Origin of the sequence: Mariprofundus erugo (assembly GCF_005818865.1) — a bacterium.
GTDB lineage: Bacteria > Pseudomonadota > Zetaproteobacteria > Mariprofundales > Mariprofundaceae > Mariprofundus > Mariprofundus erugo.
The window spans coordinates 59,884-85,160 of record NZ_VBRY01000010.1 but is presented as its reverse complement, the minus strand read 5'-3'; the positions used below and the strand labels follow the sequence as shown (position 1 = coordinate 85,160).

General features: G+C 49.4%; 24 protein-coding genes and 1 tRNA gene. 8 read left to right on the top strand and 17 right to left on the bottom strand.

Annotated features, from left to right (window positions below; translation table 11 throughout):
• Positions 1–9 precede the first annotated feature (9 nt).
• Positions 10–990: a hypothetical protein gene (locus FEF65_RS10780; RefSeq protein ID WP_138239820.1), complete on the top strand. Its 981-nt coding sequence runs from the start codon at positions 10–12 to the stop codon at positions 988–990.
• A gap of 102 nt (positions 991–1,092) precedes the next feature.
• On the opposite strand, the gene prfB is transcribed toward FEF65_RS10780, so the two are convergent.
• The 3 genes from prfB to FEF65_RS10765 all read right to left on the bottom strand — a co-directional run bounded on the left by prfB (position 1,093) and on the right by FEF65_RS10765 (position 3,978).
• Positions 1,093–2,221 (bottom strand): peptide chain release factor 2 gene (prfB, locus tag FEF65_RS10775; RefSeq protein WP_138239819.1). Its coding sequence is split into 2 segments (ribosomal slippage): positions 1,093–2,145 and positions 2,147–2,221, totalling 1,128 coding nucleotides; the frame shifts between segments, so codons are not numbered across the junction.
• Between the two features lie 132 nt (positions 2,222–2,353).
• Positions 2,354–3,538, bottom strand: a complete 1,185-nt coding sequence (locus FEF65_RS10770; RefSeq protein ID WP_138239863.1) for a 6-phosphofructokinase — start codon at positions 3,536–3,538, stop codon at positions 2,354–2,356.
• A gap of 86 nt (positions 3,539–3,624) precedes the next feature.
• On the bottom strand, positions 3,625–3,978 hold the full coding sequence (locus FEF65_RS10765; protein ID WP_138239818.1) for a (2Fe-2S) ferredoxin domain-containing protein: 354 nt from the start codon (positions 3,976–3,978) through the stop codon (positions 3,625–3,627).
• Between the two features lie 548 nt (positions 3,979–4,526).
• Here FEF65_RS10765 and FEF65_RS10760 point away from each other — a divergent pair.
• Positions 4,527–5,612 carry a GmrSD restriction endonuclease domain-containing protein gene (locus tag FEF65_RS10760; protein ID WP_138239817.1) on the top strand — a complete coding sequence of 362 codons (1,086 nt, stop codon included), beginning with the start codon at positions 4,527–4,529 and terminating at the stop codon, positions 5,610–5,612.
• Positions 5,613–5,645: 33 nt separating this feature from the next.
• The gene (locus FEF65_RS10755) at positions 5,646–6,125 is read left to right on the top strand and encodes a hypothetical protein (protein ID WP_161595232.1); all 480 of its coding nucleotides are present in this window, start codon (positions 5,646–5,648) and stop codon (positions 6,123–6,125) included.
• 144 nt (positions 6,126–6,269) lie between these two features.
• On the opposite strand, the gene FEF65_RS10750 is transcribed toward FEF65_RS10755, so the two are convergent.
• The 12 genes from FEF65_RS10750 to cysC form a co-directional block, all read right to left on the bottom strand.
• Positions 6,270–7,940: a restriction endonuclease gene (locus tag FEF65_RS10750; protein ID WP_138239815.1), complete on the bottom strand. Its 1,671-nt coding sequence runs from the start codon at positions 7,938–7,940 to the stop codon at positions 6,270–6,272.
• 54 nt (positions 7,941–7,994) lie between these two features.
• The gene (locus FEF65_RS10745; protein ID WP_138239814.1) at positions 7,995–9,635 is read right to left on the bottom strand and encodes a relaxase/mobilization nuclease domain-containing protein; all 1,641 of its coding nucleotides are present in this window, start codon (positions 9,633–9,635) and stop codon (positions 7,995–7,997) included.
• Positions 9,541–9,867 (bottom strand): plasmid mobilization relaxosome protein MobC, encoded by a 327-nt coding sequence (gene mobC / locus FEF65_RS10740; RefSeq protein WP_138239813.1) that lies wholly within the window; start codon positions 9,865–9,867, stop codon positions 9,541–9,543. Before mobC ends, FEF65_RS10745 begins: the two co-directional genes overlap by 95 nt.
• Before the next feature lie 227 nt (positions 9,868–10,094).
• Entirely contained in the window at positions 10,095–10,244 is a 150-nt protein-coding gene (locus tag FEF65_RS10735) for a plasmid partition protein ParG (RefSeq protein WP_138239812.1), read from the bottom strand.
• Positions 10,244–10,585 (bottom strand): hypothetical protein, encoded by a 342-nt coding sequence (locus FEF65_RS10730; protein WP_138239811.1) that lies wholly within the window; start codon positions 10,583–10,585, stop codon positions 10,244–10,246. Before FEF65_RS10730 ends, FEF65_RS10735 begins: the two co-directional genes overlap by 1 nt.
• A gap of 679 nt (positions 10,586–11,264) precedes the next feature.
• The gene (locus FEF65_RS10725; protein WP_138239810.1) at positions 11,265–11,816 is read right to left on the bottom strand and encodes a replication/maintenance protein RepL; all 552 of its coding nucleotides are present in this window, start codon (positions 11,814–11,816) and stop codon (positions 11,265–11,267) included.
• A 235-nt stretch (positions 11,817–12,051) separates the two neighbouring features.
• Complete coding sequence (locus FEF65_RS10720) at positions 12,052–13,602, bottom strand: site-specific integrase (protein ID WP_138239809.1); 1,551 nt, start codon at positions 13,600–13,602, stop codon at positions 12,052–12,054.
• Positions 13,570–13,646, bottom strand: a tRNA-Met gene (locus FEF65_RS10715). The genes FEF65_RS10720 and FEF65_RS10715 overlap by 33 nt, the downstream gene beginning before the upstream one ends.
• A gap of 169 nt (positions 13,647–13,815) precedes the next feature.
• Positions 13,816–14,343 carry a transcriptional activator RfaH gene (locus tag FEF65_RS10710; protein WP_138239808.1) on the bottom strand — a complete coding sequence of 176 codons (528 nt, stop codon included), beginning with the start codon at positions 14,341–14,343 and terminating at the stop codon, positions 13,816–13,818.
• Between the two features lie 36 nt (positions 14,344–14,379).
• Entirely contained in the window at positions 14,380–15,396 is a 1,017-nt protein-coding gene (gene rfbB, locus FEF65_RS10705) for a dTDP-glucose 4,6-dehydratase (RefSeq protein WP_138239807.1), read from the bottom strand.
• Between the two features lie 78 nt (positions 15,397–15,474).
• Complete coding sequence (gene rfbA / locus FEF65_RS10700; RefSeq protein WP_138239806.1) at positions 15,475–16,377, bottom strand: glucose-1-phosphate thymidylyltransferase RfbA; 903 nt, start codon at positions 16,375–16,377, stop codon at positions 15,475–15,477.
• Positions 16,378–16,425: 48 nt separating this feature from the next.
• Entirely contained in the window at positions 16,426–17,064 is a 639-nt protein-coding gene (gene cysC / locus FEF65_RS10695) for an adenylyl-sulfate kinase (RefSeq protein ID WP_138239862.1), read from the bottom strand.
• A 131-nt stretch (positions 17,065–17,195) separates the two neighbouring features.
• Here cysC and metH point away from each other — a divergent pair, with 131 nt between their 5' ends.
• The 4 genes from metH (at position 17,196) to FEF65_RS10675 (ending at position 23,231) form a co-directional block, all read left to right on the top strand.
• On the top strand, positions 17,196–20,867 hold the full coding sequence (metH, locus tag FEF65_RS10690; RefSeq protein WP_138239805.1) for a methionine synthase: 3,672 nt from the start codon (positions 17,196–17,198) through the stop codon (positions 20,865–20,867).
• A 12-nt stretch (positions 20,868–20,879) separates the two neighbouring features.
• Positions 20,880–21,554 (top strand): spermidine synthase, encoded by a 675-nt coding sequence (locus tag FEF65_RS10685; RefSeq protein WP_138239804.1) that lies wholly within the window; start codon positions 20,880–20,882, stop codon positions 21,552–21,554.
• A 181-nt stretch (positions 21,555–21,735) separates the two neighbouring features.
• The gene (locus FEF65_RS10680) at positions 21,736–22,962 is read left to right on the top strand and encodes an EAL and HDOD domain-containing protein (protein WP_138239803.1); all 1,227 of its coding nucleotides are present in this window, start codon (positions 21,736–21,738) and stop codon (positions 22,960–22,962) included.
• Between the two features lie 92 nt (positions 22,963–23,054).
• Positions 23,055–23,231, top strand: a complete 177-nt coding sequence (locus FEF65_RS10675; RefSeq protein ID WP_138239802.1) for an N-carbamoyl-L-amino acid amidohydrolase — start codon at positions 23,055–23,057, stop codon at positions 23,229–23,231.
• Positions 23,232–23,364: 133 nt separating this feature from the next.
• On the opposite strand, the gene FEF65_RS13810 is transcribed toward FEF65_RS10675, so the two are convergent.
• Both FEF65_RS13810 and FEF65_RS10665 read right to left on the bottom strand, forming a co-directional pair.
• Positions 23,365–23,895 carry a sugar O-acetyltransferase gene (locus FEF65_RS13810; protein ID WP_138239861.1) on the bottom strand — a complete coding sequence of 177 codons (531 nt, stop codon included), beginning with the start codon at positions 23,893–23,895 and terminating at the stop codon, positions 23,365–23,367.
• Between the two features lie 23 nt (positions 23,896–23,918).
• Complete coding sequence (locus tag FEF65_RS10665) at positions 23,919–24,281, bottom strand: cupin domain-containing protein (RefSeq protein ID WP_138239801.1); 363 nt, start codon at positions 24,279–24,281, stop codon at positions 23,919–23,921.
• A 225-nt stretch (positions 24,282–24,506) separates the two neighbouring features.
• Here FEF65_RS10665 and yjgA point away from each other — a divergent pair, with 225 nt between their 5' ends.
• Positions 24,507–25,016 (top strand): ribosome biogenesis factor YjgA, encoded by a 510-nt coding sequence (gene yjgA, locus FEF65_RS10660; RefSeq protein ID WP_138239800.1) that lies wholly within the window; start codon positions 24,507–24,509, stop codon positions 25,014–25,016.
• The last annotated feature ends 261 nt before the right edge of the window (positions 25,017–25,277 follow it).

The following is a 25,277-nucleotide window of genomic DNA, read 5'->3' as shown; positions in this document are numbered from 1 at the left end:
GAAATAGCCATGGCTAATGAAACTGAACTGAAGCTGTCCAAATCGATGTCAGCCGTTTTTTACGATGTAGAGGAAAGCGTACGCAGTGAGGTTGCCTCTATCCGCGGACAGACTGATCAGATCAAGTCACTGCTGGAGGATGCGATTACCTCTCTGCATGACGCATTTGGCTCTATCCACGAATCAACCAACGAACAGATGAAAACCATGACGGCACTGATGATGCAGGTGGTGGGTGCCGATGATGAGCAAAATATTTTTCAGCAGGCTGAAAGCGCCAGCCTCATTCTGACCGACCTGGTGGAAACCCTGTTGCTCAGCAGTAAAAACAATCTGCGTGCGCTGACTACCATGGATACGGTTCGTAACCGTCTGGATAAACTGATCAACATGGAGCGCAAACAGAGCGACCTGATTCAACAGCTGCTGGGCAGCATCGAAGGCGATTCCGTCCCGGCAGATACGGTGCGACGCGTGGGCGAAGAACTGCGCGATCTGCAGCTGCTACAGGCAAAATATGGCAATGAAACCATGGCCATGTTTAAAAACACCCACCGCCTGATCGATGAAATTGCCTCCAAGGATATGGATGAGGTCTTTGCCTCCAAGGCCAAGGTGGAAAAGATCGTACAGCACTTTTTTGACATCAACTCATTCGTGTCCGAGCGCCGCTCAAGTGTCAGCCAGATTAATGGCGATATCAGGCAGCATCTGGGGACGGCGATTCGCGCCCTTCAATTTGAGGATATTTCAAGACAAAGCCTTGGCTACACCGACCGGCACCTTGATCGCATGGAAGGCATGCTCACCATTTTGACCGATGGCCTGAGAAATATTGAGGCCAATGAAAACCTGACGCTGGAGGAGTACACGCATCAGGTAGAGATGATTCACGGTACCATGCTGGATTACCACCGCGCTCTTCAGCTGGAGGAAAATAATCCGATTTCACAGGAAAATATGGATGAAGGCGATGTTGATCTGTTCTGATATAGCCGCAAGCCTGCGTAAGGAATCGCTGGATTAATCAGCGATTCCTTAATATTTATCAGTCAACAACGCCCTCTTGCCCGACCAGGGCGGCCCGGCTGATTATTCGCCCGAAGAGTCGCCCCGCTTGATTCCCATCAGTTGCGCCTGCACAAATGCATCGATATCACCATCGAGAAAGGCTTGTGTGTTGCCAGTCTCCATACCGGTCCGAAGATCCTTGATACGCGACTGATCCAGTACATAGGAACGGATCTGGTGGCCCCAGCCGATATCGGTCTTGCTATCCTCGATCTCCTGCTTTTCTGCATTGCGCAGATTCAGCTCGTGCTCATAGAGACGTGCCTTCAGCATATTCCATGCTGCGGCCCTGTTTTTATGCTGCGAGCGATCATTCTGGCACTGAACGACAATGTTGGTCGGAATATGAGTCAGACGAACGGCCGAGTCGGTTTTGTTAATATGCTGACCGCCGGCACCGGAAGCACGATAGGTATCGGTGCGAACATCGCTGGGATCGATATCAATCTCGATCTCTTTTTCGATATCCGGATAGGCAAATACGGAAGCAAATGAGGTATGACGACGATTACCCGAATCATATGGCGACTTGCGCACCAGGCGATGCACCCCTACTTCTGCCTTCAGAAAACCGTAAGCATATTCACCCTTGATGGAGACCGTCGCTGATTTGATACCGGCCTCTTCACCTGCCGTACACTCCATCAGCTCAGTCTTGAAGCCTTTACGTTCAGCCCAGCGCAGATACATACGCAACAGCATTTCAGCCCAGTCCTGAGCTTCGGTTCCGCCGGAACCGGCATTGATATCAAGAAAGGCTGACTCGGCATCGGTCTCGCCACCCAACATACGGGCCAGTTCCATCGCCTCGATCTCTTTCTGAACGGCATCCAGCGTTTCGACTGCTTCCACCTGGGTCGCCTGATCACCCTCGTCGGCTCCCATCTCGAACAGCATCAGTGCTTCTTCCAGTGCAGTTGTCGAATCGCCATAGTTTTTGAGCGTTCGCTCAAGGCGGGTACGATCCTGCATCAGTTTCTGAGCCTCTTCAGGCTTTTCCCATAGGGCAGGATCTTCGATGCGGGCGTTTAATTCACGCAGCTCTTCTTCCCTGGCTTCAACGTCAAAGTGACCTCCGGAGCGAGTCCAGACGGCTGTTATAATCCTCCAGCCGTGTTCTGAATCCGGAGATGCGATCTTCAATGCTCATTCTTGTGCTCCATTGATCATGTTTCGAAAGGGGGTGGAAGGTACTGATTCAGCGTTTCAAATCAACCTGTGAACCGGACAAATAAAAAGAGCTGCCATTTTGACAGCTCTTTTTATTGTCACTTCAGCGATATCAGAACAGACGACCGATCTTCGGCAGCGCGCCAACCAGCGGACGAACATAATCAAGCCATGCCTGAGTCACATCATTGCCCTCGGCATTGATATATTCATCCTTCAGTGAGGTTGCCTCACGCGCAACGCTTGCCAGCGGCGTCATAAAGCATTCACTGGCATAGGGCTCGCTGGCAAGACGACGAATGGCGACCGATCCCGGCTCGCCGGTAGCCACCGCCTGAGCGACACCGAAGCCCCCCACCATACGCGCTTCCCGTGCATCCACGTCCGATACAATCGTCGGGAAACTGCGCTGCAGATAACCAAAGGTATCGGCACGCACACGCACCTTCTCCCCTGCATAGGCCTCCTTGACCTTGCCGGCAAGAAAATCACCCAGAGCGCCGCTGCCGGAAAGCTGCAGGTTGCCATGGCTGTCACGTTCACCGCTGGTCATCACCGGGTTGCCATCCGCATCGGTAATGCCTTCAGACACGGCAACCACACAGCGCCCGTATTTGGCCACAGCAGCCTTCACATCCGCCTGAAAGCGTGCCACATCAAACGCACGTTCCGGCACATAAATCAGGTGAGGACCATCGCCTTCTGCCTGGCGTGCCAGTGCAGAAGAAGCCGTCAAAAAGCCCGCATCGCGCCCCATGACAATATTGATCTTGATACCTGCCAGAGCCGCGTTATCGCGGTCATCGCCCATAAATGCGAGCGCCACAAAACGGGCCGCCGAAGCAAATCCGGGACAGTGATCGGTGACTCGCAGATCATTATCGATGGTTTTGGGAATATGCACGGTACAAAAATCGTAGTTCGCTTCTTTGGCCATCTCTGCGATGATATGAGCTGTTTCAGCCGAATCATTACCGCCAATATAAAAGAAATAGCGGACATCATTCTTTTTAAACACTTCGAAGACGCGCTCACACTCCGCCTTGCCCGGCTTTAAACGAACAGAGCCGAGACCGGCTGCAGGGGTATTGGCCACACACTCCAGCTCTTCGACGCTCTGTACGGTCAGATCAATAAAATCCTCTTTCATAATACCGGCAATGCCATGGCGGGCACCGAGTATGCCGGTAATCGCGCCATGTTTACGTGCCTCAAGCACAGCCCCTACCAGCGACTGGTTAATCACCGAAGTCGGTCCGCCGGACTGACCGATTACCATTTTACCTTTCAATGCCATTGTCATCCCCTTGAAATTTTTCTGCATCATAGCGGAATCATCATACGGATGCACAGTATTATGCATCCATGATTCGGCTGTTTATGTCAGTCAGTGGCAGTATTGATCCGGTATTCTTCTACCACGCAGCCGCCGATCAGATGCTCCTGAATAATGCGCTCAAGCACTTCCGGCGTGCAGGAGTGATACCACACCCCCTCCGGATAGACGACGGCAACCGGTCCCCGACAGCACAGACGCAGGCAATTCACTTTGCTGCGATAAATGCCCGCTCTTGTCAGCCCGAGATCATCCAGGCGAAACTTGAGAAACTCCCACGCCTCCATGCCTGCCGCATGGCTGCAACATTTGGGTTTACCCTGATCACAACATAGAAATATATGGTGCCGAATCCGATCAATTCCCAGTGCTTCGGCACGAGCAGATAACGTATCATTCATGGCAGCATGATAACCGTTTTGCATGACTACATCCTAGCTGAATATGCATCGGCACGGTACGGACTGACACCTCTGACATGTCCATGGTTTTACAACCGATTCATGCCAAAACCATTTCGCTATATCGCTTCGGATTAACCACTAAAGCCCCGCGCAGTTTATTAATCGCCTTGCTCTCCTTGATCGATAGGCAGGCATCATCGTTGATAAACAGTCATTTTAGCTGCAACAAAAGCCATAGTTCGCCAAAAAAAACTGCAAACACAAGGCTTACAGGCTTTCTTTGTGCATCAAGGATGCCTATATGATGGCGCCTCAGGGAGGCGCAATGTGCGAACCCCGAAACAGCCTAGATGCTTTGAAAAATATAACTTTTTTTCAGAACATCGAAATTTAGTGGCGCTCGTTTTTCACCATTTCTGTACCAGCGAAATATACAACACTGCTTTGCGCTAGCCAATCACTGATGCTATGGCAATTTAAGTGGTCAATTTTCTGAGTTGTTAAAACGAGTTTCTAATTTAGATTGTGTCAGAGAGGAGATCAATATGCCCGACGAATTCAACGATGAAATTGAAAAATTTGAGCGAGAACAAGAAGAAACTGAAGACTATAATGAGGCTCCGCCATCTGACATCGTTGCATTTAATGAACTGCGTTCGTGTGCTGATCTTGTCCGAATGTACAAGGCAAAGCAGCTAATAATTAAACCTGACTTTCAAAGGGATGTGGTCTGGACTAACCCCAATCAAACACGGTTCATTGACTCACTGGTAAAACAGCTTCCCATTCCAAGCATGTGCCTAAGTCTTGATTATAAGACTGAAAAGCGTTTGATGATAGATGGACTGCAACGTATATCTAGCATCATAAGATTTCTAACCGATGATGAGTGGCGGCTTTCTAAACTTGAGGACATAGACCCAAGGATATCAGGTCGTAATGTATCCCATATTCGAGATAAATATTTCGAGATATATAGCCGAATCGAGAACCTTACGATTCCGGTAACAGTGTTAAGGTGCGATTATTCAAAGTCGTCACATATGAATTATCTGTTCACGATTTTTCACAGGTTGAATACAGGTGGAAATAAATTAAGCAATCAAGAAATCAGGAATTGCATTTATCAAGGGCCTTTCAATGAGCTATTAAAATCAATAGTTCAAAATACAAATACACGATACCTATTTAATTTGGAGAGCGATAACTCATACCGGTTCTCGTATGAAGAGTTGTTTCTAAGAGCCTTTTGTTTTTCTGAAAAGCTTGATTCATATAAAGGAAAGCTAGCCAAATTTCTGAACGATTATATGGATGAGAAGCGTAAGATAGATGAAGCCCATATAGAAAGATTGGGTCGTAACATGCAAAGGTCAATTAACCTTCTTTATCAAAGAGTTTTGGACGGGCAGTCCATGCCAAAGTTAAGCAAAGCGACAACTGAAGCAATACTAGTTGGGGTATATACTCATATTGATAGGCTGGAGGGGATGCCGGATCAGGATTTACGTACACGACTTCAGGCGTTAAGGGACGATGATCAGTTTTCAATTGCGAACTTGAAAGAAGGGTTGTCAGCTCCTGATAAAGTAAAAGATCGTATTAGTAGAGCTATCCAAATTTTTGCCTAACCGATGGTCATAAAAACGCATATAACTAAAACGTTGAAAACTTTGGAAAGGCGTTTCGAGGCAGCAATGAGGTCTCCAACGCCGGAAGAAGCAGTGTATTTCTCGAAGCTTGCCACTCTTGAATATTGCGGGTGGATTGAAGAAAACTTCGATATGATTGTTAGGCGCTTGGTGAAGCCAAAGCTAAAGACTCCAGATTATAAAAATATGCTTGAGACTCGAATAATTGGAAACAACTTTGGCTTTGATTATAAGAAGAACTTTCGGCCAATGTTGACTTCAGCCGTAGGCATTAAAAACATGGAAACAATTGAGATATATTTGAAGTCATCGGGTCAATTCGAAATATTTGTCAGTGAATTGGAATCAATAAAACAACATCGGGATAACGCAGCGCACACATGGATTGATGGCCCGACAAAAACTTATCCGTCACCTTCAGTAATTCTATCCAAATTCAATACGCTTTTCCCGATAGTAAAACAAATCTACGCTGAAGTTAGGAGGTTATAGGGCTAGATGAGCAAATAGTTTTTAGCATAACGAGTCAAGGTCGAGAGCGAAGCGAGCCTTGACGCACCTAAGCCCCACGCTTCGGGCCTTGGGTGTAGAAGGCGTTAAGCCGCGCTGCACCCTTGGCCCGCGCCGAGCGTAGTTTTATTGGTTTTTCATAAGCAGCTTCGCTTCTTTGATGTCAATCTTTGCGCTATGCCCGTGCTTCTCAAGTAGATGGAGAAGGTTGCCTCCGGAAAGCAGAGTAAGTGGCTTGCCCTTGGCAAACTCATAACTGTCGGGACCGTAATCAGATGTTGTGACAAGAATACCCTTCGTCGCACCTTCGTTCATAACAGTGCCGTACAGATCACGAACAGCGGCGACACCGACGGTGTTTGTATAGCGTTTTGCTTGAATGACGATTTTACCGCCGCGGATCGGATCAGGATCAAAGGCAACGGCATCAACACCACCATCGGCGCTTGCCTGAGTAACTTTGACCTCACCTCCGTTCGCGGCAAATTCTTTCTCGAACAACTCCCGGACAAGATGCTCGAAATCTTCCCACGGCATTGCTGCGAGATTGGTTGATTCGTCCATTCCTCCAGCAACTTCATAATGGTCACGGAAACGCTTGTCAGACTTGTCCAATTCAAGGATTGGTCGTACTGGCGTAATGCTGCTGAGCTTAGAGCTTCCGACGCCTTTTAGAGCTTTGAAGCAAGTCTTGGGATCGACGGAGCCAAGGTTGATCTGGCAGAACTCTTCTTTGGCTGCTTGCAGAGATAGAATGCATTTGGTTTCTTCATTACCAGTCGCCGGATTTACTGCAGTCACAATGCCGTTAAATGTCACAGATGAAATCGCATTAATAACGTCTGCTTCGAGTATCTCGTGGATCGTTCGCAAAGTGATTTGATAAACGGCAGAGTCGAACAGTCTTTCTCTGGCTGATTGTGCAAGGTACTTCTCATCAAACTCATCGCGAGACTTCACATACTTAACAACAGTCAGATTCGGAATGTTTTCGATAGAAGGCAATTGATAGTCGATGAGAAGCATCCCATTAGCTTCGTTATATTGAATCTCGAAGTCTTTTGGGAATGAGTCTGGATATTCAGAATTGTTAAGAACCATCTCGCAGTATTCGACAATGGCCTCGGCGTTTTTATCGCCATACGCCGCTCTCAATTGCTCGATCTTCGCGTTGAACTCAACCTGCTCAGCCTCGTATTTTGCCTTAGCGTCATTCCATTCTGCCACGGCTTTTTCATGAGCCTTCACAATTGCCGCATTTTCCGACTCAACAGCGGATTTATCTTTTCGCCATTGCTCTATTGCAGCAGCGTATTCGGCTTCTTGAGCCGAGACGATTTTCTGTTTCTGACCAAATAAAGTCTTCATAAATGGAACAGGCTTCATGAACGAAGATCTGCTTGGTTCTGAAGGAATGGGTTTGCTATTCGGCTTCCTAGGCTTTGCTGTCTTGAACGGTTGGGTGTTCTTTACGTCATTCCAATCCACAGCATCGTCAATGCCAAGAGTATGCGAAAGAATATTCTCTATCGCCTCAAGAGCCTCTTTAGCCTGAGCCGTTCGCTCCTGAGCTTGCTCTTCTTTATCCTTCTTGTCTTGAACATCACATACTCTTGCATACTTCTTTTCCCAAGTGGCGAGTTGATTATTTACCTTGCCTTGGAGAATAGAAATCTCACTTGCTGAAAGGTGCCGAGTCTCATTCAATCCATTATGTCGAAGTTCGATCATCCAGCCTGACTGTCTGCCAGTAGAAGTGTATTTCGGCTCAACGTCACTGTGGGTTACTAAGCTCATAATTTATTCCTCCGAACCTTATTGAAAAGTTTGCTTGCTAAAAAATCAATCGAATCACTTCTTCCGGCCTTTCTTTTTCTTAGGCACAGGCGCTTCTCTTCTGAGTCTCGCTGTCATCTGCTGAATGCTTGCATCTTCTGCTGCTTTACCTTTTTCGTATGCAGCCATCGCTTCGGCCATCGCTTGTAGGGTGATTTGCAGTGCTTTCTTAGCTCCCGCCTGATGGCTTTTTGCATGTTGTTTGCCAATGCCAAGCGCAGTCGCAACCTGATCCTTCGAAGCGACAGGCTTTGGCTGAATCATTGCCCGACCGACCTTGAGAACGTTCTCAACTGCTGGCTCAACAGCTTCTAAAGATTCTTCTGTCTTGTGAAGCTCCTGCTTAAGTTCCCAATCAGTGCAATCTTTCAATGGCTCGAATGGTTTGCCAGACTCTTTCTCACGGCGTTCTAGTTCTGCTGCAAGCGTTGCTTTGTATTTAAACATTAGATCAACTGCATGCCGACGTTTCTCGTTATCTAAAAGATCGAGATCGTCTTGGTATAACTTGTCTTTACGCTTGCTAGCGAAATAGATTTTCTTTCTGATCTGCTCAACGTCCCGCGCAAGTTCGTAGCGATCTGAAACTTTTGGCTTTGACGATTTCTCTGTCTTGGCTTTCGGTTTCTCGAAACGTGTTTTGCGCATCCGAGCCTCGATCAAATCTTCTTGCTCAAGAGAGCGGACAAGCTTGCCAAGCTCTGTTGAGTCCTTGGTTTTGCTCTGTTTCATTCGAGCATATCTTGCTTCGTTCTTCTGCCGAAAATACTGAGCTTTGTCAGGGTTGTGCTCGGCTTTCGTGTTGAGCATGAAAGAGCCATCTTTATTGCATTGTGGTGTTCTCAGAACAAAGGCTTTTGCACCATCAACGTTGATCGTAAAGCTGTTCGCTGTTTCTTTCGCGATACTGAGTTTCGAATGCTTCTCTGCTGTCGAACGAATGAGGTCATGAATGTCAGCTTTGTTATTGATAGCACCAGCATCGATGCCGTCACCAATCTTCTTGTTGATATGATTAACAAACTGGTTTGCATGTGTAAGGTCTTTTGCAGTCGAAATTACCCTGCAAGAGATATCGTTTACTGGAGGCTGCAAACCGTATTCAAAATTAATAGCACTTTTCCAATCATTAAACCTGTGCTTATCACCCCTTTGTACAACGTAAGGGCTGGTATGGTTCCCGGTGTCGATATCCAAATGATTGATCAGGACGTGGCAATGTTGACCGTCGTTGTGCCAGACTGACATGTGAGGCAATCGTTGACCGTCTCTTTCTAATCCTCCAGCGCATTCGTTCACGAAATCATTCACGATTGCTTCTCGATCTTCTTTTGAAAGCGTTTCCATATCAGACGGACTAAACGATATGACTGCATGCGAATATGTATTTTTCTGCGTCATGCTTTCTTCAATAGTCTGGAGCTCTTCGGGTGAGACGTTTGAGCACTTCGGACATGGCTTCGGCAAATCGTCGCGCTGTTTGCCTGCTGAGTTCTTCTCACCGAGAATATAAGAAACAGCACCATTGAGGTTTCCACCTGCTTCCTTTTTAGGAATCCACTTAACCAGCATTTGCTGCACCAGTACCTTGGATATTCTCAACCATCTGACGGATGCGATCCAAATCAGCACGGCATGCAGCAACAACTTCTGCATCAATCCCGCGCCTCCCTTCAAGACGGTTTAGATGCCGGGCGATCTGATTGACATTGTTGCCAATGCGCGCAATCTGAGCTGTCTTAACAGGATCATGAGTTCGGTGAATCACGGCCTGTTGGGTTGCAGCTTTCTTGATGACGCCACCAACTGAGAGACCTTCAGCCTTGGCTTTCTCTTCGAAGAAAGTGTGCTCTTCATCGTTGAGGTGGATTGCAAATTTCTTAGACATGCTCAGCTCCTGTCTTTAACCGCCGGAGGCACATAGCCAACCCTCGGTTGGCGATCCCCCGGAGGGGCCAGCATCCTGTATTGCCGAGGTACGAGGTAATACCAGGATTGTGCTGGCACCTGACCCGCTATTACTATTTTCCTGAATCCGCACTAAAAACTCAACTGCACTGGAAAATTCTTTGAGAACACAGCGAAGAGCGTTTTTCAGTGTGAGAAGCGTAAGCGTCATGACTCGATTTCTCTGAGCGAATTTTCAATGAGTTGACGGATTTTTGCACCGACGCTGACGCCTTCTTTCACGCATGCGATCTTGAATCGCGCAAGCAATGAAGGTTCAATCATGAACGAAGTGAGTTTGAGTTTTTCGCCTGACATTAGAGCCTCCAGCCAGCCGTTGATTGAGCGTGGGTTTGAAGAGCTTCACGCTCCATGAGTGCTGCATTGAGTTTGATAAGGGCTTTTTCGCAAAGCTCATCTATATTTTGATTAATATAATGATCCGTGACGACGTCGTTGATCTTTTCAAGGTTGAATCTGACGATGCTCTTAAGCTCTTTTTTCAAGCCATAATAAACGCTCATCACGCTGTTTGATTTTTGAGACATGAGTGCTTCAATCGCTTCGATTTCTCCGCGAAGACTTTCAGGAGATGGCGAACGCAAAAATACTGACATCAGATATTCATCGGTCAGAATTGATATTGTTGACTTGCTCATGTCGATCACCTCGCTTTATATATAATTATATATGTTCTGAAAAATAAACGCAAGCACTTTTTTTGTAAATCGTTAAAATAATTGCGAAATCCGTATAAAAAAGTGAGGTATATGTTTTGTTAAACGGTTCGAAACGATTTGTTCTTGTGTATCCAGAAAAAAACCATGAAGCCATTTTTAAGTCGGCATCCCGGATATCTGCAAAGGTTTGTAAGCAAGTGACGCCTACAGATATACATCGAGCGCTTGCCGCGTTGTATGCAACCGATGTTGAGACTTATGAGAAAACAAATGACTTAATCGAAGAAATGGTAAAGTAAGAAGGGCTCTGCGCCGCCCCGGACTCGCAAGCTCGCCCTCCTAGGCACCTCAGTTTGCTGGCACAAACTGAGCCTAGTTTTACGTTGAGGATTTTCCAATGAGCCCTGCGGGGCTGGCAAGCATTAAGCATTAGAAAAAGGTTTTGCTGTAGTTTTTGTGCTGCATATTGCAATACAGAGCAACCTTTTCTTGATGCCGGAAAGGCCGAAGGCCACAAAAAGAAGAGAGCTCCATGTTGCTGAAGTCTCAGTTTGTGCCAGCAAACTGAGGTGCCAAGGTGAGGCCGAAGGCCGAGGGGGCGGCGCAGAGCCCCCTTAAATACACATTATGTGTATCAATAGAATGATACGTTAGTGTATCAGCTTATCAAAGCAGTTTCCTTTTTTGAGACATGTTTCGTGTAGTTTGTTTGTGGCTCGAAAGGGTTCTTGTCTTGCTCTGTTCTCGAAACGATTACCTGAGCATCAAACTTGGCATACTTTTTACCTTTGCCGTTCCACACAATTGTCTTGTTGATGTGGTAAATGTTTGTGTTGCCTGACTTCAGTACCTCAACGTAATTGTTGTCTTGCAAGTATTTAATATGCCTCGCGACACTTGCAACACTGATGCCAAGGGCTTCAGCTAAGCAATTGCGACTGATGACAAGCGCATTTGATCGGCTCATATGGTGCACGAGGTAGAAGAACACAGATGCTGCGTTTTTATTTTTTGCAGACATCTGCGAGAATGTCAGCCATGCCGCGTCATCGACAAGCTTGAAATTCTTGTCTCCGCGATCAATCCATTGTGCGATTAAGTTACCATTCGCATCATACGATCGGTGTGTTCTTACCGCATAACCAGCCTTTTTCAAGGCGTCCATAGCAGCGTCATTATTGATGAGTTCGTCAAGATCGAGTTCTTTCATATCAGGGCTCCAGTACACAACATATCATGGTGATATACAGTGTATCAGAATCGAAAAATTAAAGTCAATAACCTATTGATTTTATTGGTGAAATTGACAAATAGACCAATTCTTGATAGAGTGCATTTTATTGAGACATATGTGTATCATTTTATTGCGACACTGTATCCTTATAAGTTATTGATTTATATAGAAATATAGCCCAATTCTATAGATGTAACTAAAACCTTTATACTTAATCAAAATCAATGGCATCAACAACATGCTTCAAGATCGGCCCTTTAAACCCCTTACCGTACCTACCAAGAGTTTGCCCGTCTTGAGCATGACCCAAAACACCTTTAATCAACTCTATCGTGATAGTCGGACTAATCTTGTTCATGAGTTTTGTTGCAACAGAATGCCTGAACGAGTGAAAGCTTTTTTTCTTAATATTACATTTCTCTTGAATAAAATACCGGGTCTCTTTACTCGACTCGTATGACCAGCCTTGTTCTAGGTGGTAATTAAATTGAAATAAAAACTCCTGATTAAAACGGCTAGAAACAAAATCAATAAAGCCAAGGTTGATCAAGTTGTCGTGAATCGGGATCAATCGCTTAGAGCCAGAGTTCTTGCATGATTTAAGGTCATGATTTTCGTTGATGTCAAAACACAAAACACCAGCATCTCGAAGTATGTCCTCTGGCTGCAACTGACAAATCTCACCAATGCGCATGCCGGTGTATGCGCCAATATACATCAACCAATACAGATCAGGGTTGTTTGTTTTCTCGTCTTCTACAGTCCTGAGCAAAGTATTTACTTCGGCATCAGTAAATGGCTCTCTTTCATCCTTTGCGTTTGTGTCTTCTTCTACTCGTTTGCCTTTGGAAAAATCGACAGACATTTCACCCCTGTTTATTGCAAACTGAAAAAGAACCCCAACCCTGTTCATATATTTGTTAATACTCTTTGGCGACAAAGTCTTTCTTGAGTGATTTAGTTTTGAGATTTGCTTCGCAGTCAGATTTGGATAAATCTTTTTAGCATTTGTCGGGTATTCTTCAAGGATTTCGGAAAAAATTGTGAGCATTGGATGGCTTATTTCTGACAAAAATGGATTATCAAATAATTCGATGAATGTCCTGTATATTGCTCGATCTTCTTTTTCTTTCTTTGCAGTTAACCGCTTTGTCTTTGACCAATATAATTCTTCAAGCTCACTGAACCTCATGCCTGCCTGAACCTGCATCTGATGTGATGGTGAAGATGGCGATGAGGATGGAAAGATGCCTGCTGCCTGAAGCAACATCTTTTCTTCTTCTGCTCGGCTTGGATCAACTTCAAGACCTTCGATCTCGACACTGCCATCAGCATGCCGCTTCATGGATTTGACTGTAAATCCTTGAATATTGCCAATCAGTTTTTTCAATTCATTTTCGTTCATATTGCTGCCCACACGGATGTCATGAAATGTGCGTTCAACATTAGCAGCAAACAGGTTATGAAAAAGTATTGCTTGAGACTTGTCCGATGTTTTCAAGCTGATTTTGATTTCACGCCGACCGATTAAGGTTCGCAAATCATCTGGAACAGACCGCCGGAAATAGAACGATGCAGATTTTGTATGGCGATATAAATATGGAGCTTTCTTACTTGCCTTAAAAAGCAAAGCGCGCCTCCCATTCCTGTGCAATAAAATTGTACAAAAATGGTGGCGCGCTTCATTTTCACCATCTAAACCCTTGATAATAAAGGGATAGAATATGTTTGGTGGCGCTTCAGGGACTCGAACCCCGGACACGCGGATTATGATTCCGCTGCTCTAACCAACTGAGCTAAAGCGCCTCGGTGGCCGGCATCTTAGGAAAAACTTCTGCGCCGTCAAGCATCATTAAACAACTTTTTTTATCCTTCAAAAAAAATCTTTATAAAACAAATATTAGCCGAACATCATTTTTTCACGGATACACGGTACAGCGCAGCAACATGCAGGCCCGGCACAACAACATTTCACTCAAGAACGCGAAACCAGCTCTTCGGTCGCTGTCACAACACGCATATGTTTCTGCATCCAGTCGAGCAACACCAGGGCCCGGTCAGGCCCACGCATTTCAACAAATATGCCTTCCAATCCTTTCAGGGCTCCATCGAGAAGGCGCACTCGCTCCCCTGGCTTGAACGGTGCATCCGGTGTCTGGCTCAGAGAGATATATCCATGTTCATCGTGGCGCAGTTGTAACGCTTCAATCACAGCATTTTGAATCGGGGGATAAAAGTGACCGAAAACAACCGGTGCCAGTACCCCGACTGTGCTCCGTATCGTGGTCCATCGCTGTTGCTCCCGTGAAAGATGCACAAACAGATAACCGGTAAAAAACGGACGTGGTTGCCAGCTGACTTTTCCCGCATGAGCAATGCGGGTGTTAATCAGTGGCAGATAAACCTCAATTCCCTGCTGCTCAAGATTGGCTCTGGCAACATGCTCCTTGCGCGGCTTGGTACGCACGGCAAACCACACACTCCGGGAGTCACTTTCATTCATACCATACCGCCTGAATTCTGCCTGCAAGGCAATCAATCACCTGTTCAGATACCATAAAACTGTTTTCCGGATACCTGTTTCAAAGGTCTCTGCCGGTTGCCAGCCCAGCGCATCGTGCATTTTCGTCGCATCAATGGCATACCTCCAGTCATGGCCCGGACGATCAGCTACAAAGGTAATCAGCGACTCATGCCTGTCCACCTTTGGCTGCTCCGCATATTCATCCATTAACTGACAAACAAGCTTGCAGATATTCAGATTCGTCCACTCATTGATGCCACCGATATTATACACCTCTCCCGGCACCCCCCGGCGAATGACAGCATCAATGCCGGAGCAGTGGTCCTCGACATATAGCCAGTCACGAATATTGGAACCATCGCCATACACCGGAATTGACCTGCCCTCCCTGCACGAGCGAATCACCGTCGGAATAAACTTTTCCCCGTGCTGATACGGCCCGTAGTTATTGGAACAATTGGTCGTGGTCACAGGTAACCCGTAGGTATGAAAATATGCCCGCACCAGATGATCCGAGCCGGCCTTCGATGCTGAGTACGGTGAATTTGGCGCATAAGGCGTCTGCTCGGAAAATGCGGGATCCTGCCGGCTAAGCGTACCATAAACTTCATCGGTCGAGATATGGTGAAAACGGCAACGCTCTGCATCCATGGCGCACTCATTCAGCCAGTAGTGACGGGCGGCCTCAAGCAGCGTAAACGTCCCCACCACATTCGTCGTCACAAACACGGCAGGACCTGCAATGGAGTTGTCGACGTGGGACTCGGCGGCAAAATGAACAATGGTATCAATGTTGTACTCGCGCAGCAGCCGATCAATCAGAACCCGGTCACAAATATCTCCTTCAATGAAGGTATGACGATGCTCATCGGGAAGCCCCTTCAGATTTGCAAGCGAACCGGCATAGGTAAGCTTGTCGAGATTCACAATGTGAAGCGATGTATCACTTGCCAGCATATAGCGAACAAAGTTACAGCCGATAAATCCGGCTCCACCCGTAACCAACATATTTTTCGCAGTAAAGTTGCTCATCTGCATCATTCCCCTCTTCTTATATGTTTTCAGGAGGGCAATCAATCAGCATCTCCTTAATTACAAATCCAGCGCCAATCAACGATCATTACGGATCGCACCGTAACCATATCGGCCCTCCTGAAGGCGCCGCAACAGATACTGCCCGTAGGCGTTTTTTTCCAGTGCATGCGCCAGCCGCTCCAGTTGTGCATCATCGATATAGCCGGCTTCCCAGGCAATCTCTTCCGGACAGGACACTTTCAACCCCTGCCTTTTTTCAATCACCTCAACATACTGGGAAGCATCCAGCAGTGATGCATGCGTCCCCGTATCAAGCCAGGCCACCCCTCGCCCGAGCGTTTCAACACGCAAATCTCCCCGTTTGAGATAGGAGAGATTGACATCGGTAATCTCCAGCTCCCCTCGCCTGGAAGGGCGCAGCTGTGAAGCAATTTCAACCACGTCATTATCGTAAAAATAGAGCCCTGTAACGGCCCAGTTACTTCTCGGATGTTGCGGTTTTTCCTCAATCGAAACAGCTCTGAACCCCTCCTCGAACTCAACCACACCGTAACGCTCAGGGTCCTGTACCCGATAGGCAAACACCGTGGCCCCGGAAGGATGAGCGGCGGCAGCCTGCAGCTGTTTCACCATCCCGTGGCCATAAAAAATATTATCGCCGAGAATCAGGGCACATCCGTCGTGACCGATGAATGAACGCCCGATCGTAAATGCCTGCGCCAACCCGTCAGGGCTGGGCTGAACTTCATACGAGAGAGAAATCCCCCATCTTGAGCCATCGCCAAGCAAACGCCTGAACAGGGGCAAGTCATCAGGAGTCGATATCACGAGCATCTCGCGAATCCCGGCCAGCATCAATGTAGACAATGGATAATAGATCATCGGTTTATCATAAACAGGCATAAGCTGTTTACTGACGGACAACGTCAGCGGGTGCAACCGGGTTCCTGCTCCACCGGCAAGAATGATACCTTTCATTTTTCATCTCCACCCATTGCAAAGTCCGGTCGCGCCATCCATCCAGGTTCAGATACGCAATGATTCACGATGGCCGATAAAGTGATGATCCGTCAGGTAAGCGATGACCTGCTCTACGCACTCATCCAATGGCCTGCTTCCTGTATCAACCACCAGTTCGGGCGATTCGGGCTCCTCATAGGGAGAGGATATACCGGTAAAATCAGTAATTTCACCAGCGCGTGCCTTCGCATACAACCCTTTCACATCCCGTGCCTCACAGGCATCCAGTGATGCGCGACAGTAAATCTCGATAAAATCACCCTCTCGCACCAGACCACGCACCCGCTCACGATCCGAACGAAAGGGGGATATAAATGCAGTCAGGGCAATCACGCCGGCTTCAATAATCAATTTGGCCATTTCACCGATACGCCTGATATTTTCAACCCTGTCCTCGGCCGAAAATCCCAGATCGGCACAAAGGCCATGGCGCACATTGTCGCCGTCAAAGACAAATGTGCGCATCCCCATCTGAAACAAGCGCTCTTCGAGTGCGTGCGCAAGTGTCGACTTGCCCGCTCCGGAGAGGCCGGTAAACCACAAAATAACGCTACGATGACCATTGGCCTGCTCTCGCCTTGCCCGTGTCACCGTCGCTTCATGCCATACGATATTTTCATTCCGCTCATTACCATGACGATGCATCTTGTTGAAATCCTTATCGTTAATAGATCCCATGGAAACAGCTCGAGCAATTCCATGACTGAAGGAGGCCGAGTATAGCAGATAAGCGAAGCTTGTTTATCAAATTAAACGGCACTGATAGCCTCGCCGCCATGAATCGCTCTGACCTACTCAACCAACAACTTGCCAACCGCATTCTTATTCTGGATGGTGCCATGGGCACCATGGTCCAGCGCCACCGACTTGAGGAGGCCGACTATCGCGGTGAGCGTTTTGCCGACTGGGCGAGTGAACTCAAGGGCAACAATGATCTGCTTAATCTGACCCGGCCGGATATCATCCGGGGCATCCATGAGGATTACCTCAATGCCGGCGCGGATATCCTTGAAACCAACACCTTCAACGCCAACTCCGTATCCATGGCCGACTACCATATGGAGTCTCTGGTATATGAACTCAATTTCGAGGGAGCCCGCCTGGCACGCCTCGCCTGTGATGCCGCAGCCACAGCAGATAAGCCTCGCTTTGTCGCCGGTGTACTCGGCCCGACATCCCGCACCTGCTCGCTGAGCCCCGATGTAAACGACCCGGGCTTCCGCAACATCCATTTTGATGAGCTGGTAGAGACCTATACCGAAGCGACCCGTGGCCTGATTGATGGCGGTGCCGACATCATTCTGATTGAAACGGTATTCGATACACTCAATGCCAAAGCGGCTGTATTCGCCGTCAAACAGTACTTTGCCGATCAGAACATCGAACTGCCGATCATGATCTCCGGCACGATTACCGATGCCTCCGGCCGCACCCTGTCGGGCCAAACGGCGACAGCTTTCTATAACTCGCTGGCCCATGCCGAACCGATCTCCATCGGCCTGAACTGCGCCCTCGGTGCAGGAGAGTTGCGCCAGTATATTGAAGAGCTTTCAGGCACCGTCTCCTGCCGTATCAATGCGCACCCCAATGCCGGCCTGCCCAATGCATTCGGTGGCTATGATGAGACACCGGAAGACATGGCGGCCGAAATTCGTGAGTGGGCCGAATCCGGCTTTCTGAATATTATCGGCGGTTGCTGTGGTACCGGCCCTGATCACATCCGTGCCATGAGCAAGGCCGTCGCCGGCATCCCTCCCCGCCCGCTACCCGTACGCGGCAAAACACGTCCGGTTGAGTGCCGCCTGTCAGGGCTTGAGCCCCTGCATATCGGCGCCGAATCGCTTTTCGTCAATGTCGGTGAACGCGCCAACGTTACCGGCTCTGCCGTGTTCAAACGGCTGATCATGAACGGTGATTACAACACTGCACTGGACATCTGTCGTGAGCAGGTTGAAAACGGAGCCCAGATCATCGACGTCAACATGGACGAGGCCATGCTCGATGGTGTCGCCGCGATGACAACATTTCTCAACCTTATTGCCAGTGAACCGGATATCTCCCGTGTACCGGTGATGATTGACTCCTCCAAATGGGAGATTATCGAAGCCGGACTGAAATGCATTCAGGGCAAAGGCGTTGTCAACTCGATCTCGCTGAAAGAGGGTAAGGAAAACTTCGTCAAACATGCCCGACTGCTCCGCCTCTATGGTGCAGCCGTTATTGTCATGGCCTTTGATGAGCAGGGGCAGGCCGACACCTATGCCCGCAAGGTCGAAATCTGCGAGCGATCCTACCGTATTCTGGTGGATGAGATCGGTTTCCCGCCTGAAGATATTATTTTTGACCCGAACATCTTCGCCATTGCCACCGGTATTGAGGAACACAACAACTATGCCGTCGACTTTATCGAAGCCACCGGCTGGATTACCGAACACCTGCCGCATGCGATGATCTCCGGCGGTGTTTCCAACGTCTCCTTCTCGTTCCGCGGCAATAACCCGGTACGCGAGGCGATTCATTCGGTCTTCCTCTACCATGCCATCAAGCGCGGCATGACCATGGGCATCGTCAATGCCGGCCAGCTGGCCGTCTATGATGATTTGCCGGCGGATCTGCGCGAACGTGTGGAAGATGTGGTCCTGAACCGTCGTGATGATGCAACCGAACGCCTGCTGGACATTGCTGATGACTACCGGGGCGACGGCACCAAAGCGAAAAAAGCGGATGACGAGTGGCGCTCCCTGCCGGTCGGCAAGCGTCTTGAATATGCACTAGTCAAAGGTATCGACACCTTCGTCAATGAGGATACCGAAGAGGCCCGCCAGCAGTTTTCCACCCCTATTGAGGTGATTGAAGGCCCGCTGATGGATGGCATGAATGTGGTGGGCGACCTGTTTGGTGATGGCAAGATGTTCCTGCCACAGGTGGTGAAATCGGCACGCGTGATGAAAAAGGCGGTCGCCTGGCTGATGCCGTTTATCGAGGCAGGTAAGGCAGAGGGTGCCAACTCCTCCAATGGCAAGGTGCTGATGGCAACCGTCAAGGGCGATGTCCACGATATCGGCAAAAATATCGTTGGCGTCGTGCTGCAGTGTAACAACTTCGAAGTCATCGACCTTGGTGTGATGGTGCCGGCCGCGACCATTCTTGACGAGGCCCGCAAACATCAGGTGGATATTATCGGCCTCTCCGGCCTGATCACGCCGAGTCTGGATGAGATGGTCCATATCGCCAAAGAGATGAAACGTCTCGGCTTTACCATCCCGGTTATGCTTGGCGGTGCCACCACCAGCAAGGCGCACACGGCCGTAAAAATCGAGCCGGAATACGATCAGCCGGTCATCTGGGTCAAGGATGCCTCGCGCGCCGTTGGTGTCGCTCAGAACCTGATTTCAGAGCTCAATCGCGACAGCTTCGTCACATCGGTACGTGAGGAGTACAAAGGCGTTCGCGAACGCTATCTCGGCCGTCAAAACCAGACCGAGTGGCTGAGTCTTGCAACGGCGCGGGGCAATGCCCACAGCCTCAATCAGGCGACCATCGCCAAAGCCCCTGCGCAGCCGGGTATCCATGTCCTGACTGATATCCCGCTGGAGGATATTCGCCCGTATATCGACTGGACACCATTCTTCTCGGCATGGGAACTCAATGGTGCCTATCCGCGCATTCTTTCCGATCCGCATAAGGGCAAAGAGGCACAAAAGCTGTTCGATGAAGCCCAGCAATGGCTGGATACCATCATTGCCGGGAAGTGGTTCACAGCACGTGCCGTCTTCGGTCTGTTTGCCGCCCGCAGCCTTGAGGATGACAGCGTCAGCGTCTATACGGATGAAACACGCGGTCAGGAACTCACCCGTCTGCACTTTGTCCGTCAGCAGCAGGACAAAAAGGATGCACGCGCCAATCTGTGTCTGGCTGATTTTGTCTCGCCTGATGCAAATGATCATATCGGTGCATTTGCCGTCGGCATCTTCGGTGCAGAAGAGCGGGCCAGGGCGTTTGAGGCCGACCATGACGATTACAAGTCGATTATGATCAAGGTACTGGCGGACCGTATGGCGGAAGCGCTGGCAGAAATGCTTCACCACCATGTCCGCACCGACTACTGGGGATATGCTGCCGGGGAGTCGCTTTCACACGAAGAGATGATCCGCGAGAAGTATCAGGGGATCCGGCCGGCGGCCGGCTACCCGGCCTGCCCGGAGCACAGTGAAAAGGCAACGCTTTGGCAAATACTCGATGTGGAAGCCAACATCGGCATGACGCTGACCGAATCCTTTGCCATGCTGCCTGCGGCTGCCGTCTCCGGACTCTACTTTGCCAACCCTGAAGCCCATTACTTTACCGTGGGCAAGATCAACCGTGACCAGGTGGAAGATTATGCCCGCCGCAAAGGCTGGAGTGTTGAGGAGGCTGAGCGCTGGCTGGCTCCTAGCCTCGGCTATTAAAATACTGCTGATATGAAACCCTATCAGTTGCTCGACAGTGCCAGCGATCATGGCGCCACACTGCGTCTTTATCAGCGCGGCGATGAGTTTTCGATCCGGGTCGACAAACATGGTGAGCTGATGAACAGCCGCCTGCATCACTCGGAAGATGTGCTGGCAGAGCTGGCGTGCGAACCTGTCTCGGGAAAATCGCATACCCGCTTTCTGGTCGGCGGACTGGGGCTGGGTTATACCCTGGCTGCAGCCCTCCCCTATGCATCGACAACCACCCGAGTCGTGGTCGCAGAGCTGATGCCTGCAGTGGTCCAGTGGAACCGGACCCACCTCGGAGGTCTGGCCGGTTACCCTCTCAATGACAACCGTGTTGAAGTGCGGGTTGCGGATGTCGGCAAAGTGATGCGTGAGGGGAAAAACAGCTATGATGCCATCATGCTGGATGTCGATAATGGTCCGGATGCATTTACCCGTGACGACAATGATGCCCTGTATGGTCTGCGTGGCCTGCAACACGCCTATGATGCACTCAGGCCGGGCGGAGTGCTGACGGTATGGTCGGCAGCACCTGACCAGGCCTTCACCCGGCGACTGATGAAGATCGGCTTTGATGTGGCCGAAAAGCGGGTACGTGCCCACGCATCACAACGCGGTAATCAGCATACCATCTGGATTGCCACACGCCTGTCATAACATCATATATCCATTTACGTCTGGACAGCAGCCGCCTCTATACCTACTCTCTTTTTGGTCGGGTGATCCGGCATAGCACGCAGCAGATGATGGCCAGTTTGGCCAGACTCGGGGTAAATGACCACTGAATGGTTAAGTAGCAACTTGCTTATCAGTTCATCTGTACAAAGAGGAATGCTCTATGTCTGAAATCATGCTGGCCAGACAACCGATTTTTGATGCTCACTCAAATACGGTTGCCTATGAAATTCTTTATCGCAGCGTTGATTCACAGCTCCAGTGCGCATCACGGCTCGGTGACGTTGAGCTCACTGCCCAGGTGCTTTCAAATGTACTGAATGAGATGGGGATGGCCAGTCTGTCCGAACAACACGAGCTTTTTTTCAATATCTCACGCGACTTTCTGCTCAGCGATTACCCCTCCCTGCTACCGGCAGGGCAATCTGTTCTTGAAGTACTCGAGGATGTCGAGGTAGACACGAACGTCATTGAGGCGATCCAGGCGTGGAAAAACAAGGGCTACACCATTGCCCTGGATGATTTTGTCAGCATCGCCAATGATCAGGCCAGACTGATCCGCTATGCCGATATTGTAAAAGTCGATCTTCTCGCCCTGCCGGAAGGTCACCTGGAGCCAATGGTAAAATCCCTGCGCCAATACCCGGTCAAACTGCTGGCAGAAAAGGTGGAGACCCAGGAGATGTATGAGCAGTGCAAGGCACTGGGATTCGATTACTTCCAGGGCTATTTTATTTGTAAACCCAAGCTGATGGTCAGCAAATCACTGCCCAGCAATAAACTGCAGGTACTGCAACTGCTCGACCGGACATTAAGGGCTGAAAGCACAACCGAATTACAGTTTGATATCACCCATGATCTCGCCCTCTCCTACAAGCTGTTGAAATATATCAACTCGGCGGCATTGGGGTTACGCACCCGTATCGACTCCATTCCCCACGCACTTAATATGCTGGGCATTAAAAATATACGCCTCTGGCTATCGATCATTCTGCTCTCGTCGTTCAGCCAGGATAAACCGCCCGAGCTGATGATCATTGCTCTCAGCCGGGGGCGCTTCCTTGAGTTGTGGGCTGAGAAATACGGCTCAGCCACATTGAAAAACGATTATTTCGTACTTGGCATGTTCTCTACGCTGGATGCATTACTCGATCAGGATTTATACGCGATCACGGATAATATGTCCCTGCCGGCCAGTGTCTCCAGAGGTCTGTTTGACCTGGACTCCTGCGAAGCTTCTGCACTGGAGCTTATTTGTGCCATTGAGCTGGCGGCATGGGATGATGTGGCAAGACTTGCACAGCACCTGGATACCCCTGAAAATCAGCTTTCCGCCCTGTATGTGGAGTCCACAGCCTGGGCGGATGCCCGACTGAAAGCGCTGATGTAGCCATGACCCCGGAACCGGCAGGCGACCGCCACTGTCAAAGTCGCTGATCACAACTTATCTTGCGCCACTCATATCCTCACACGGAGCCAAGCATGTTTGTCAGAATTGATAAAAAGACCCAGGAAGAAGAGACCATCAGCAGCGAGGAGATGGTGAATATCCTTGAGCGTGACCTCAACAGCGATGTTGTCGATGAGGTACTGACTGAAATTGTCTGCGGCATTTATGAACATAGTGATGCGGGCGCCATTTATAAATACAAGCGGTAAACTTCCGGCTACAAATAGCGGCGATCTTCTGAATGATTCACTGTATCCGAACAGGTCATGGATACACTGCGAGGATCAACCGTCTTTAGGGAGATGCTGATTTATTGCCATCCGGGGAAAAGTCGGCATCTTCTTAATAGTAGATTGCTCCTGCCTCCACATCTCTGGTCACAACAGCATTGGCACCAATAATGGCGCCATCACCGACAGAGATGCCCGGTAACAACTTCGCACCACCGCCAACCCACACCTGATTGCCGATCCTGACCGGTCTGGCATAACAAACTCCGCGCCGTCTCTCATCGGCATCTTTCGGATGATTCACCGTATAGATATGCACTCCCGGCCCGAGCAGCACATCATCACCGATGGTGATGGCGGCAGAATCAAGCAACACGCAATAAAAGTTGGCGTAGAAATTTTCACCAACCTCAATATTCACACCATAATCACACTGAAAACCCGGCTCGATCATCGCACTGCCCAGGCGCCGGAAAAGACGTTTGATATGGCGCATATTGCCCGGACTCGGGTGACTGCCAAATCTGGCACAGGCAAGCCTTGCCTGCTCACGCAAGTGCCTGAGGTCTGCATCCAGAGGGTTAAAAGGCAACCCCGCGATCATATGATCAAACTCGGTTGCCCCCGCCGCGGACAGCCGCATCCCTTCTGTAAGGACATCCCTCATCAGGCAAACAAACCGAAATAAATCAGTGTCAGGTCACCACTGCCATCATTGCCCAGCGCATGCAGTTCCCCCGGCTCAACGACAAAACAACTGCCGGCAGCGATCGCCAGACTCTTCCCATTCACCATCAACACCCCCTGCCCGCCCAGGACATAAAACACCTCGAACAAATCATCATGACTGTGTTCTGCCACCGATTGACCGGGCGCGAGTAACGCGTGCGACAAACGCACTGAACCGGGAAGTTCATGCTCTCCCAGCAACACTTTCCGCACAATGCCGGCGGCATGATCCCCCTCTCGCGATGAACAAGGCATGCCAGAGGGGGATGATTCAACATCGGAGAGACGTACACACTTCATACCCTGTCCCCTGTCCATTTTTTTGCAATTCGAGACAGCCTTTCAGTCGCCAGTTATGATGGTCTCGCAAAAAGTCCATCCTGGCCTTTTTCCTCCACGGAAAGCGAAAAGTGTGATTTTCACTTTCCTTACAAATCAGATACTTGCGATGCAAGCATCTGATTTGCGCGCCCATCCATGGGCGCGCTGATGACTTCTTGCGAAGTCATCAGTTATAGTTGCCGCATGTACTATATATGCGATGAAGAATACGAGCCAGTTGAACGGCTGAACAGAAGTCAGCAAAAGCGCGACATCAAGGTCTTGCATGATCTTGCCGTCTCACTTTCACGGCTTGAACCGCGCGCACTTGCCCGCATGGATATGCCGCCTGAGCTGGTCAAGGCACTGACAGATGTACAGGATATGAAATATGGTGCAGAAAAGCGCCAGTTCAAATTTATTGTCAAGCTGCTACGCCAGATCGATACCGATTCCATTGTTGAAACCATTACTGCTCTGGAAGCAAAAAAATCGGAGCAGGACAAGGATTTCCATCGCATCGAGCGCTGGCGTGAACGGCTGATGAGCGGCGACAACAGTGTCCTGACTGAATTTATGACGGCCTTTCCCCGTGCCGATGCAGGTCAGATTCGACAGCTGATTCGCAATGCCAACAATGAGATAAAGTCGGGGAAACCGCCAAAATCGCATCGACTGCTGTTCCGCATGTTGCGCGAGGTCATCGCCGCCTGAGCGGCTGTCTCACCGGCGTCTGCATTCGCCCTGCTGTCACTGAATTCGGTGACGGCGATATAGCCCTGCCGGCTTTGCAGGATATTGCGAGCAAGGCAGCCTGTGTACACAAGCCGACAAATACGCAGCCAGCCGGCAACAAGCCGGCTGAGCAGATCCGACACCCCCCTTCACCACCCGCCTTATCCTCCCCCTTGAATTGACATGCCATGACCCCTATCAAGGGAGTTCAAGGCGCACGCCCGCAAGTAACAGCACGAT

Bases quoted from the DNA above. Each gene is read 5' to 3' on its own strand.
- FEF65_RS10765 (WP_138239818.1), bottom strand. From the start codon at position 3,978: ATGAATGATACGTTATCTGCTCGTGCCGAAGCACTGGGAATTGATCGG.
- FEF65_RS10770 (WP_138239863.1), bottom strand. From the start codon at position 3,538: ATGGCATTGAAAGGTAAAATGGTAATCGGTCAGTCCGGCGGACCGACT.
- FEF65_RS10750 (WP_138239815.1), bottom strand. From the start codon at position 7,940: ATGAGCTTAGTAACCCACAGTGACGTTGAGCCGAAATACACTTCTACT.
- FEF65_RS10665 (WP_138239801.1), bottom strand. From the start codon at position 24,281: ATGAAGTGTGTACGTCTCTCCGATGTTGAATCATCCCCCTCTGGCATG.
- cysC (WP_138239862.1), bottom strand. From the start codon at position 17,064: ATGCATCGTCATGGTAATGAGCGGAATGAAAATATCGTATGGCATGAA.
- FEF65_RS10710 (WP_138239808.1), bottom strand. From the start codon at position 14,343: ATGAATGAAAGTGACTCCCGGAGTGTGTGGTTTGCCGTGCGTACCAAG.
- FEF65_RS10725 (WP_138239810.1), bottom strand. From the start codon at position 11,816: ATGAAAGAACTCGATCTTGACGAACTCATCAATAATGACGCTGCTATG.
- FEF65_RS10675 (WP_138239802.1), top strand. From the start codon at position 23,055: ATGTTTGTCAGAATTGATAAAAAGACCCAGGAAGAAGAGACCATCAGC.
- FEF65_RS10780 (WP_138239820.1), top strand. From the start codon at position 10: ATGGCTAATGAAACTGAACTGAAGCTGTCCAAATCGATGTCAGCCGTT.
- FEF65_RS13810 (WP_138239861.1), bottom strand. From the start codon at position 23,895: ATGCGGCTGTCCGCGGCGGGGGCAACCGAGTTTGATCATATGATCGCG.
- yjgA (WP_138239800.1), top strand. From the start codon at position 24,507: ATGTACTATATATGCGATGAAGAATACGAGCCAGTTGAACGGCTGAAC.
- FEF65_RS10745 (WP_138239814.1), bottom strand. From the start codon at position 9,635: ATGCAGAAGTTGTTGCTGCATGCCGTGCTGATTTGGATCGCATCCGTC.
- mobC (WP_138239813.1), bottom strand. From the start codon at position 9,867: ATGTCTAAGAAATTTGCAATCCACCTCAACGATGAAGAGCACACTTTC.
- metH (WP_138239805.1), top strand. From the start codon at position 17,196: ATGAATCGCTCTGACCTACTCAACCAACAACTTGCCAACCGCATTCTT.
- rfbB (WP_138239807.1), bottom strand. From the start codon at position 15,396: ATGAGCAACTTTACTGCGAAAAATATGTTGGTTACGGGTGGAGCCGGA.
- rfbA (WP_138239806.1), bottom strand. From the start codon at position 16,377: ATGAAAGGTATCATTCTTGCCGGTGGAGCAGGAACCCGGTTGCACCCG.
- FEF65_RS10760 (WP_138239817.1), top strand. From the start codon at position 4,527: ATGCCCGACGAATTCAACGATGAAATTGAAAAATTTGAGCGAGAACAA.
- FEF65_RS10680 (WP_138239803.1), top strand. From the start codon at position 21,736: ATGTCTGAAATCATGCTGGCCAGACAACCGATTTTTGATGCTCACTCA.
- FEF65_RS10730 (WP_138239811.1), bottom strand. From the start codon at position 10,585: ATGAGCAAGTCAACAATATCAATTCTGACCGATGAATATCTGATGTCA.
- FEF65_RS10685 (WP_138239804.1), top strand. From the start codon at position 20,880: ATGAAACCCTATCAGTTGCTCGACAGTGCCAGCGATCATGGCGCCACA.
- FEF65_RS10735 (WP_138239812.1), bottom strand. From the start codon at position 10,244: ATGTCAGGCGAAAAACTCAAACTCACTTCGTTCATGATTGAACCTTCA.